The organism is Brevibacillus sp. FW301-21C12A, assembly GCF_058788915.1.
Genome location: NZ_JBYTBG010000072.1, coordinates 1 through 11,998 on the forward strand (window position 1 = coordinate 1; position 11,998 = coordinate 11,998).

Sequence of the window (11,998 nt, forward strand, 5' to 3'; positions counted from 1 at the left end):
CTTTGAATCATGCTCGTTGCTCCATTCGTTTTTCCTAAATCATACCACATTTTCTTTAGTTTTCAGACACGTCCTAGGTATTTTTCATTTGCCAAACACTCCAAGTGAGTGGATTACTTACTAATAAGTTAATCAGAGTAGGGTTCGTAAAGATCGGTAGTATTAGTCGTTGACACAGTTTAAGGTGGAACTAAGAAAATACGTCAAGTGGGTTTAATGCAATCGAAAGTATCGAAGTACACGTGTTTGCAATCAGAGGACACTTAAGAAATCTGTCTGGTTTTGTCTTTACAGTTTACTATTAAGTAAGTCAGTACAAGAGAGGAGGTAATGCTATGCGAAACGCAATCGAGTTTGAAGTTTTTGGGTCTTACGCACTATTCACCGACCCATTAACAAAACTTGGCGGAGAAAAGCTTTCCTACCAAGTTCCCACCTACCAGGCTCTAAAGGGCATAGTGGAGTCCATTTACTGGAAGCCAACATTGGTGATGATTGTAGATAAAGTGCGAATTATGAACCCAATCCGCATGGAGTCTAAGGGTGTTCGTCCAATCGAATACGGCGGAGGAAATACGCTTGCAAACTACACGTATTTGAGAGATGTGCGCTACCAGGTTCAAGCTCATTTCGAGTTCAATAAGAATCGCCCGGATTTGGCCTATGACCGCAACGAGCATAAGCATCACAACATTTTGAAACGCTCACTTCAGGCTGGAGGGCGAAGAGACATTTTCCTTGGCACGCGGGAATGTCAGGCATATGTCGAGCCATGCGTGTTTGGCGAGGGAGACGGATTCTATGACAACTACGGGGAGATTCATCTGGGAACGATGGTGCATGGCATCAATTACCCGGACGAGACAGGGCGGGATCAGCTGGAAGTCCGCTTATGGAATCCTATAATGAAGAATGGAGTTATCTGCTTTCTTCCACCAGAGAAGTGTCCGCAAATCCGGCCGGTTGCCAGCATGAAACCAAAGCATTTCGACTCTACTAACTTACTCTCCGTGGACGATCTGTTTGCCGAACTGGAAGAGGTGGATAACCGATGAGCTGGCTTTTGAATTTGTACGAAACATACGAGGCAAATCTGGAGTTTGTCGGCAAGATTGAGAGAAAGTCCAACGACCAGGAGTACATGCTACTGCCTGTTTCGCATACTACGCAAAATGCCCATATCGAAGTGGATGTAACGGAAGACGGAGAGTTTCATTTTGCGACAGTAGTTGAGAAAAACGATGCAAGCACAGTCATCCCATGTACAGAAGATTCCGCCAGTCGATCAGGTACAAAGATCGCCCCTTATCCATTGCATGACAAACTAAGCTACGTAGCGGGAGATTACAAAGACTATGGTGGAGAATTCAAAAAGGAAGAGCCCTTTCCGCACTATATCAAGCAATTGGAAGAGTGGGCAAATTCTCCATACGCTGTCGACAAGGTGAAAAGCATCTACCGCTACCTGCGCAAGGGGCGGTTGATTCAAGATTTAGTTGCGCATGGGATTTTATATGTAGACGAAAATCAGCGACTGTTGAGCAAATGGGATAAAAATGCCGAAGCTCGCTACGGAGCCAAGCCATCGATCTTTTCGGTCGTTGCTGGCGAGCAAACAAGCGCATTTGTCAGATTTAACGTCTACTCGCCCACGAAGGTACTGACGAAGGTGTGGAACGATCAGCAGGTATACGATTCTTTCATTCAATTTTACAGCAGCAAGCTAGGTGGCGAAGATTTCTGCTATGTAACGGGTAAGAAGCTGCCTGCAACAGACAAGCATGCCAACAAAATCAGGAATGCAGCAGACAAAGCCAAGCTGATCTCGGCGAATGATAACAGCGGCTTTACATTCAGAGGGCGGTTTACGCAAAGCAATGAGGCGGCAAGCATCAGCTACGAGGTATCCCAGAAAGCGCATAATGCTCTGAAGTGGCTAATCAATCGCCAAGGGAAAATGATCGATCAAAGAGTGTTTCTTATCTGGAGCAATCGTGAACTGGATATTCCCGATATTACTGAGGATTTATTTTCGATTGATTCTACATCGGACTCTACCAAAGACAAGATTGCATATACCAATAAAGAATTGGCTGTAGAGGTAGCGAAGGCGCTAGACGGGTATCGCAACAAATTGTCAGGTTTGCCCGACAGAAAAGAAAATGTAAATATTTTGGTTCTCGATTCGGCAACAACGGGGCGCATGGCGGTATTGTATTACCGCAATATGGACAAAGAGCAGTATTTCGACAAGCTGGTGGAATGGCATTCGACTTGCGCCTGGTTGCATAAATACCGAAAAAATGGTGACGGGGAATTTGTGCAGTTTATTGGAGCGCCTGCCTTGAAGGATATTGCATTTGCCGCATACGGACCACGGGCAAGCAAGGAAGTGGTCAAAGGTGTCAAGGAGCGAATGTTGCCTTGTGTGCTGGATGGCCGAAACATTCCATTGGATATCATAATGAGCTCCTGCCGGCGTGCAGCCAATCCCGTTTCCATGGAAAAATGGGAGTGGGAGAAGACGTTGAGCATCACGTGTGCGCTGATTAACAAACAGGAAGAACAGGAGGGATTCAAAGTGGCGTTGGATGAAAGCATAAATGACCGGGATTATTTGTTTGGCCGTCTGTTGGCCGTGGCTGATGTTTTGGAACGACGAGCGTTGGGGGCTGACGACCGCGCCAGCAATGCGGTTCGCTACATGAATGAGTTTGCAAGGCATCCCGAGCGAACCTGGCGGACGATTCAGGCGTGCTTGCAGCCTTATCAGGCAAGGCTGGGCAGACAAGCGTTCTATTTCAACCGTCTGATTGACGAAATAGGATCGCGTATTCCCATTGAACAATTCAATAACAAACCATTGTCCGGCAAATTTTTGCTCGGATTCTACAGTCAAAGGCACGACCTGTATACGAAAAAAAGCACGACCGATACAGAGGAAACGGAAGCAACTCATTAAAAAGGAGAGAATCATATGACAACGCTCGATCATAAAATCGATTTTGCCGTCGTTTTATCGGTGACGAAAGCCAATCCGAACGGGGACCCGCTGAATGGCAATCGGCCACGGCAAAACTATGATGGCCATGGAGAAATTTCTGATGTCGCATTGAAACGGAAGATTCGAAATCGTCTGCAAGATATGGGCGAATCCATATTTGTACAGTCCAATGATCGCAAATCAGATTCTTATGGAAGCCTTCGAGAGCGGGCAGATGCGAATGCCGAGCTGGAGAAGGTATTAAAGTCCAAAAACGTATCCAGCGATGAGTTTGCCAGAATTGCTTGCCAGGAATGGATCGATGTTCGAAGCTTTGGTCAAGTATTTGCATTCAAAGCGGAAAAAGGAGCGGGTGTATCTGTCGGCGTAAGAGGGCCTGTTTCCATTCATACGGCGACCAGTTTAGATCCGATTGACATCTCCAGCGTCCAGATTACCAAAAGCGTGAACTCGGAGCCTGGAGCCTCTCGCGGCTCAGATACGATGGGAATGAAGCATCGAGTCGACTCAGGGGTGTATGTCTTTTACGGTAGTATCAATACGCAGCTCGCCGAAAAAACGGGATTTACGAACGAAGACGCCGAGAAAATCAAGAGGGCGTTAGTGACCTTGTTTGAGAACGATGCGTCTTCTGCCCGTCCGGAAGGAAGTATGGAAGTTCACAGGGTGTATTGGTGGGAGCATCCATCCAAGTTGGGCCACTATTCCTCTGCAAAGGTACATCGATCGTTATTGATTGAAAGACTTGTAGAAGAACCCAAGAAATTTGACGACTACATGTTCTCGGTGCAACCATTGGATGGGTTGAAAGTAGAGATTTTGGATGGAATTTAGTGAAGACGATCATTATTTACTTTTGTCCGGCATTCAGCATTTTCAGTTTTGCAAACGGCAGTGGGCATTGATTCACATTGAACAGCAGTGGGAGGAGAATGTCAGAACGATAGAGGGCGTACATCTTCATCGGAAGGCAGATCAACCGTTTGCCAGAGAAAAGCGAGGAGACAAACTGATCGTTCGAGCCATGCCTGTAAAATCGGAAAGCCTCAAGATCACAGGCGTTTGTGATGTGGTAGAGTTTGTGAAAAGCGATAACGGCGTTGAAATCAATGGGGCTTCCGGCAAATACACTGCGTATCCCATTGAATATAAACGCGGGAAGCCGAAAAGCGGAGAAGAGGATGTCGTACAATTAGTTGCCCAAGCCATTTGTTTGGAGGAAATGCTGTTGTGCGACATAGACCTCGGCTATATTTTTTACCATGAGATCAAGCATCGAGTCGAGGTCCCGCTAACGGCTGATTTGAAAGATAAGGTGAAGCTGATTGTGGCTGAAATGCAAGACTACTATCATCGCAGACATACTCCTAGAGTGAAGACGGGGTCCTTCTGTCGAAGTTGTTCCCTTCAAAATATTTGTTTGCCGGAGCTCATGAACAAACGAACCGTAAAAAGTTACGTTGAAGGGAAAATCAACGAATGAAGAAACTGCTAAATACGTTGTTTATTACACAGCCCGATGTGTATTTATCGCTTGATGGCGATAATATTGTTCTCCTCAAGGATCAGGAGAAGTTGGGGAGGCTGCCATTACACAATTTGGAATCGATCATCTCATTTGGCTACACCGGCGCCAGTCCAGCTTTGATGGGATATTGCGCTGAGCGAAACATTTCATTGACATTCTTCACCATGAACGGGCGATTTCTTGCCAGAGTGATTGGGGAAAGCAAGGGGAATGTCGTCCTGAGAAAAAAACAGTATGTGGTGTCAGAGGATGAGGCTCTTTCCGCAAGAATTGCTCGTAATTTTATAGTAGGCAAGATTTCAACCATAAATGGATGATTGAAAGAATGACCAGAGACTATCCTTTGCGGATCGATGTAGACCGATTTAAGGATGCATCCAAGCAGCTATCTTCTTTACTTTTGGACGTGAGGGATTGCGAAAATCTGGAGAGGCTAAGGGGGCTAGAAGGTCAGGCAGCTATTTGCTACAATAGGCTATTTGACTCCATGATTTTACAACAAAAGGAAAGTTTTTACTTTCGTGCACGCTCACGAAGACCGCCGCTGGATAACGTGAATGCGATGCTGTCATTCGCATATTCTCTATTGGCGATTGATATGGCAGCGGCACTGGAAGGTGTTGGATTAGACGCCTATGTTGGTTTTTTGCATCGAGATCGGCCGGGGCGCGCTTCCCTGGCCCTAGATGTGATGGAGGAGCTGCGAGGAGTTTTTGCAGATAGATTTGTGCTGTCGTTAATTAACAAAAAGATTGTGAGCAAGGAAGATTTTTTCCAAAAAGAGAATGGTGCCGTCATTATGGGAGATGAAGCGAGAAAGAAGTTCCTAACGGCATGGCAAAATAAAAAACAGGAGAAAATTACTCATCCATTTCTTGGGGAGAAAATTTCCTGGGGCCTAGTTCCGCACGTACAAGCTTTATTGTTAGCCCGTTTTTTACGTAATGATTTGGATGAGTATCCTCCCTTTTTGTGGAAGTAGGTGAATGGTGTGCTGGTATTGATCACGTATGATGTGAGCACAGTTAGCAGTGCAGGGCAAAAAAGACTTCGCCGCGTCTCGAAAATATGCCAAAATTACGGTCAACGTGTCCAAAATTCCGTGTTTGAATGCATTGTCGATTCCACACAGCTTACTTCATTGAAGCTGGAATTGCTCTCGATCATCGATCTGGATCAGGATAGCCTCCGTATTTATCAATTAGGCAATCATTACAAGAATAAGGTAGAGCATTTGGGTGTGAAAGAATCAATTGATTTAGAGGGGCCATTGATTTTCTAGTGCGAATGTGAAGCGCACACGAATTCCCTGGGGGATTCGCACCCGAAAAACGGGTTAAAATGCCGTTTTTTGTCTGCTTTCTCTAAATTATCTTAACGTATGAATGAATTTGAGCGTATTTTGATTACAAATATGAAAATGAAAGCATATTTGGGGTGAAAATTCGCTGTCGCATCCTACGCGGATGCGTGGATTGAAATGCCTTCCTGTGCTTGATCTCATACTCGCAGCAGGCGTCGCATCCTACGCGGATGCGTGGATTGAAATCCGTATCCGCGCTCGTCAACGGTTCGAACAAGATCGTCGCATCCTACGCGGATGCGTGGATTGAAATCTGTCGGGGATAGCGACGTTTTTGCGGTCGGCGAGGGTCGCATCCTACGCGGATGCGTGGATTGAAATATGAACCTTACAGACTTCGACGCGAGTGTCCCCGTCGCATCCTACGCGGATGCGTGGATTGAAATGGTTGAGCAACGGGTGGTTGGTTGCGGGGGCTAAAGTCGCATCCTACGCGGATGCGTGGATTGAAATACGTCCCACGGTATGCTAAACGGAAACTTGTTGGTGTCGCATCCTACGCGGATGCGTGGATTGAAATCAAGAAGATAAGTCAGGAAATAGTCGATTATGCGTCGCATCCTACGCGGATGCGTGGATTGAAATCAAGAAATCGTACCAGTCCCCGCACCCGTAGCAGGGTCGCATCCTACGCGGATGCGTGGATTGAAATTCCCCTTTTTTCAAAATAAAAAGCCCGCGCTTGGGTCGCATCCTACGCGGATGCGTGGATTGAAATCACGTAATCGTACCAGTCCCCGCACCCGTAGCAGGGTCGCATCCTACGCGGATGCGTGGATTGAAATCCTTTTTGCCATGTAACCTCATCCCCCTTTATAGGTCGCATCCTACGCGGATGCGTGGATTGAAATAATGGAAAAATCTATTTAGATGAGCGACCAGATGGTGTCGCATCCTACGCGGATGCGTGGATTGAAATCTGTTTGTCGCGATTGGCCTCGTACTCGTCCTGATGTCGCATCCTACGCGGATGCGTGGATTGAAATGATCCAAGACGTGCTCGCCCAACTTTGCGTAGACGTCGCATCCTACGCGGATGCGTGGATTGAAATAGAACGGGCGCATCCGGTTCAGACGCGATCAACGGGTCGCATCCTACGCGGATGCGTGGATTGAAATATCGCTATACTCATCCAAACCGATCAACCCAGCAGTCGCATCCTACGCGGATGCGTGGATTGAAATTGGCCCCAAGTACCGGACTTTGCCCTTGCTAAGTCGCATCCTACGCGGATGCGTGGATTGAAATCACGCCAACAACACACCCATCACGGTCACAGCGGGTCGCATCCTACGCGGATGCGTGGATTGAAATTGCCATCTCATACTCATCCAAATCGGGCTTACGCGTCGCATCCTACGCGGATGCGTGGATTGAAATCAGCGTGCCTTGTTACTATCGCTAGGGTCGCGATCGTCGCATCCTACGCGGATGCGTGGATTGAAATATTTACTCGCGCGAAGGGAAGTTGTATCTGTCTGAGTCGCATCCTACGCGGATGCGTGGATTGAAATGAAACGGGCGAGATCGGCGGTATTATCGACGGGGGTCGCATCCTACGCGGATGCGTGGATTGAAATCTCGACGCGAACCATCCGCTCGCGCACGTCCTGCAGTCGCATCCTACGCGGATGCGTGGATTGAAATCGGGCATCGGCGAGGCGCACGTCCATCCGCTATGGTCGCATCCTACGCGGATGCGTGGATTGAAATAGCGGCGGCACACACCGGATGTCCCTGACGTTGAGCGTCGCATCCTACGCGGATGCGTGGATTGAAATGTCACGACCGCAGACGCCACGATTACGAACGGCACGGTCGCATCCTACGCGGATGCGTGGATTGAAATCCGCCCGCAGACGCGGTTGAGCGGCTTGCCAAGGTCGCATCCTACGCGGATGCGTGGATTGAAATGATTGAAGCTTCGATAGATTCGATAATCACTGAGTGTCGCATCCTACGCGGATGCGTGGATTGAAATGCGGGCTCAAACATCTCTGCGCTCAATCTCGTGGATGTCGCATCCTACGCGGATGCGTGGATTGAAATGCTGTTGTTATAATCGGCTGAATACTCAAATGTACGTCGCATCCTACGCGGATGCGTGGATTGAAATTCTTGCTGCGCCGCGAATGAAACCACTTGTTGGCCTGTCGCATCCTACGCGGATGCGTGGATTGAAATAAAGAGGCGGGGGGCATTTCGATGTATAGCGATCGTCGCATCCTACGCGGATGCGTGGATTGAAATACCAATGTACGGCTCTTGCCCATCCGTGGCGGCAAAGTCGCATCCTACGCGGATGCGTGGATTGAAATCAACCCAACATGTCGTTGTGGCCGCCAACCACCGTCGCATCCTACGCGGATGCGTGGATTGAAATGTGAAAGGGGGTTTTGCGTAATGCAAGCCAGAAGTGTCGCATCCTACGCGGATGCGTGGATTGAAATCACGATCCCAACCAATGCGTCTTTCTCAACCCATAGTCGCATCCTACGCGGATGCGTGGATTGAAATCGCTTTTTTCTTGTTTTTGTCGTCACTGAAAGCGTCGCATCCTACGCGGATGCGTGGATTGAAATACATACCGACCCAATTGCGTATTTGCGCGAGTACTGTCGCATCCTACGCGGATGCGTGGATTGAAATGGTCGTTACCGAACTCATGACGGGCGAGGAACCGGAGGTCGCATCCTACGCGGATGCGTGGATTGAAATATCGGGGGTAGGACTGGGCTTTATTTTAGCGGTACGTCGCATCCTACGCGGATGCGTGGATTGAAATTTGATGCCGCCCAATTTCGGACTCATGAAATGATGTCGCATCCTACGCGGATGCGTGGATTGAAATATGTACGTGCGTGATTGGGAGGAAAACCGATAGGCGTCGCATCCTACGCGGATGCGTGGATTGAAATTCCATGCTCGGGTTTGTTTTCTGGCCTTTTTCCAGTCGCATCCTACGCGGATGCGTGGATTGAAATCACACTCTCCCTCTCTCTTTATGCGGCACCGTGACCGTCGCATCCTACGCGGATGCGTGGATTGAAATCGGCCGCCGTTTGCAGCGTGCAGGAGGTAGTGTCGTCGCATCCTACGCGGATGCGTGGATTGAAATTCCACCACTTGCCACGCATGCTCGATGTTTTTGAGTCGCATCCTACGCGGATGCGTGGATTGAAATAATGTTTTGGTCCAGTATCTGCATGCTGTAGTTGCACGTCGCATCCTACGCGGATGCGTGGATTGAAATAGCCAAAACCCTGTGATTGTTGATCTTGATGGGCTGTCGCATCCTACGCGGATGCGTGGATTGAAATTGACCTGATACAAACATTGTTTGGGTCAGCTTCTCGTCGCATCCTACGCGGATGCGTGGATTGAAATTTTTAAAGCGTCTGTTGACGCGGCGATCGCGGCGTCGCATCCTACGCGGATGCGTGGATTGAAATCCTTTGCTCGTTATGTGCTCGCGAACACTATGGCGTCGCATCCTACGCGGATGCGTGGATTGAAATTTTGGTTACGGAATGCGTATTCGCAGATGTCGTGTCGCATCCTACGCGGATGCGTGGATTGAAATCGCAAAGGACTTGAGACGGCCTGAGCTTACGCGGCGTCGCATCCTACGCGGATGCGTGGATTGAAATCCTGTCCGGCCAGACGAGAATACGGCTTTTTCACGTCGCATCCTACGCGGATGCGTGGATTGAAATCATATGTGCAAGCCGAATGCCGCAACCAGAAAACCAAGTCGCATCCTACGCGGATGCGTGGATTGAAATATCGAGACACAAACCATCCAGCAGATCGTCAAACCGTCGCATCCTACGCGGATGCGTGGATTGAAATCTGTTAGTGTTAACGTCCCGACGATGTCACCGGGTCGCATCCTACGCGGATGCGTGGATTGAAATACAACCGGTACTACTTGTCCTTTTAACGGATCCCGTCGCATCCTACGCGGATGCGTGGATTGAAATCACAGACTTGTCAACAGGCGATGTGGGAACTTTGGTCGCATCCTACGCGGATGCGTGGATTGAAATCATATGTGCAAGCCGAATGCCGCAACCAGAAAACGTCGCATCCTACGCGGATGCGTGGATTGAAATCACCTTAGGATTGACGCCATGAAAAGCGCTCAGCCGTCGCATCCTACGCGGATGCGTGGATTGAAATGTCCAGATCGGGCATCCAGTAATCCTTTGTCCGGGTCGCATCCTACGCGGATGCGTGGATTGAAATAAGCATTTCTATCAACCAGTCCAGGCGACCGTCATGTCGCATCCTACGCGGATGCGTGGATTGAAATCACTCACGCTTATCAGGCCCCAAATACCGGACTTTGTCGCATCCTACGCGGATGCGTGGATTGAAATGATACCGTGGGATGTGCAGCGGCAACTGTCGGTTTGTCGCATCCTACGCGGATGCGTGGATTGAAATGAGTCATGAGGGTCTGAACGCTAAAGTAGGCTTGTACGTCGCATCCTACGCGGATGCGTGGATTGAAATGCTCCTGCCAAATCCCATGTCACGCGACTGCCGTACGTCGCATCCTACGCGGATGCGTGGATTGAAATTTACAGTCGAGGAAATAAAAGAAATCGGATACAGTCGCATCCTACGCGGATGCGTGGATTGAAATACACCGGCCACCCATGAGCCCTTTTTGATCTCCGTCGCATCCTACGCGGATGCGTGGATTGAAATGCCATATACCCGCGCCCTGACGCAAACAAAAAGAAGTCGCATCCTACGCGGATGCGTGGATTGAAATTGCTCTATCAGTGCTGTTGGCGCAGCGCTTCGGAGGTCGCATCCTACGCGGATGCGTGGATTGAAATTTATTGACTCATTGCTTACTATGTTTATACCAGAGTCGCATCCTACGCGGATGCGTGGATTGAAATGTCACCATTTCGCGAACTTTATCACGGACGGCGGCTGTCGCATCCTACGCGGATGCGTGGATTGAAATTCCGAGCCTGAACTGGAATCACAGACGGAAGCCGCGTCGCATCCTACGCGGATGCGTGGATTGAAATGTCGAGTATATGGATTTGCGCGGGTATGGGCGGGACGTCGCATCCTACGCGGATGCGTGGATTGAAATCGCCTGCTCCTCGCACCACTTCGTGATCTTTTCGGTCGCATCCTACGCGGATGCGTGGATTGAAATAGCAAGATGTGGTCGTTTTATCATCGGCGTATGGTGTCGCATCCTACGCGGATGCGTGGATTGAAATTCGAACCCCGCCTCATAGTCGACACCGTCGATGGTCGCATCCTACGCGGATGCGTGGATTGAAATATCCCTCTATCACATAAGTAATAGCTTTACGCAACTCGTCGCATCCTACGCGGATGCGTGGATTGAAATCACTTTCCATCGTTCCGATCAGCGAGTCTGCCGTAGTCGCATCCTACGCGGATGCGTGGATTGAAATTCTATGCGCATACACACGGCATCCGCCAGAAGTCGGTCGCATCCTACGCGGATGCGTGGATTGAAATCGCTTGTACTTCCAACAGCTCGTGCGCGTCAAGGTCGCATCCTACGCGGATGCGTGGATTGAAATTCGCGGAAGGGTACGGTCAAGCGGTCGAACAGTGTCGCATCCTACGCGGATGCGTGGATTGAAATTTTGTCGGTTTGTGCTTGACTATCTGTGGCGGCGTCGTCGCATCCTACGCGGATGCGTGGATTGAAATGTCATCGTAAGTTGACTGTTGTGATCGCTACATAGTCGCATCCTACGCGGATGCGTGGATTGAAATTGATGATACACAAGCCTATGATTAGCGTGTGGGCGGGTCGCATCCTACGCGGATGCGTGGATTGAAATGGACACGACGAGAACCCACTTGTTTGGTACGGCAAACGTCGCATCCTACGCGGATGCGTGGATTGAAATACCAACGAACCGGAGACGTCGACGGCGAAAATCGTCGCATCCTACGCGGATGCGTGGATTGAAATTGCATGTGCGACGGCTGCTCAGCCAGCTCTTTGTGTCGCATTGATGCTAGACTTTACATTGGACACGGAGAATCGAGAGTGCGACAATAAAAGCGTTCATAATCGAGGTGTCCAAC

5 protein-coding genes, 1 pseudogene and 1 CRISPR repeat array are annotated in these 11,998 nt (G+C 49.2%); all 6 genes and pseudogenes read left to right on the top strand.

The features are described from left to right. The first annotated feature begins 335 nt into the window (after window positions 1–335). The 6 genes and pseudogenes from cas5c (at window position 336) to cas2 (ending at window position 5,814) form a co-directional block, all read left to right on the top strand. Window positions 336–1,055: a type I-C CRISPR-associated protein Cas5c gene (gene cas5c / locus AC3WQH_RS24265; protein ID WP_026558515.1), complete on the top strand. Its 720-nt coding sequence runs from the start codon at window positions 336–338 to the stop codon at window positions 1,053–1,055. Then, on the top strand, window positions 1,052–2,962 hold the full coding sequence (gene cas8c / locus AC3WQH_RS24270; RefSeq protein ID WP_492332290.1) for a type I-C CRISPR-associated protein Cas8c/Csd1: 1,911 nt from the start codon (window positions 1,052–1,054) through the stop codon (window positions 2,960–2,962). The genes cas5c and cas8c overlap by 4 nt, the downstream gene beginning before the upstream one ends. A 15-nt stretch (window positions 2,963–2,977) precedes the next feature. After that, window positions 2,978–3,838 carry a type I-C CRISPR-associated protein Cas7/Csd2 gene (gene cas7c / locus AC3WQH_RS24275; protein ID WP_005835706.1) on the top strand — a complete coding sequence of 287 codons (861 nt, stop codon included), beginning with the start codon at window positions 2,978–2,980 and terminating at the stop codon, window positions 3,836–3,838. Further along, on the top strand, window positions 3,828–4,487 hold the full coding sequence (gene cas4, locus AC3WQH_RS24280; RefSeq protein WP_005835707.1) for a CRISPR-associated protein Cas4: 660 nt from the start codon (window positions 3,828–3,830) through the stop codon (window positions 4,485–4,487). The genes cas7c and cas4 overlap by 11 nt, the downstream gene beginning before the upstream one ends. Further along, window positions 4,484–5,514 (top strand): annotated as a pseudogene (gene cas1c / locus AC3WQH_RS24285) (type I-C CRISPR-associated endonuclease Cas1c). The gene cas4 and the pseudogene cas1c overlap by 4 nt, the downstream one beginning before the upstream one ends. 9 nt (window positions 5,515–5,523) lie before the next feature. Further along, a complete protein-coding gene (gene cas2 / locus AC3WQH_RS24290) occupies window positions 5,524–5,814 on the top strand; it encodes a CRISPR-associated endonuclease Cas2 (protein WP_005835709.1) in 291 nt (96 codons plus the stop codon). Window positions 5,815–5,982: 168 nt separating this feature from the next. Further along, a CRISPR array of direct repeats spans window positions 5,983–11,882; the repeat unit is 32 nt; unit sequence GTCGCATCCTACGCGGATGCGTGGATTGAAAT. Window positions 11,883–11,998: the final 116 nt, after the last annotated feature.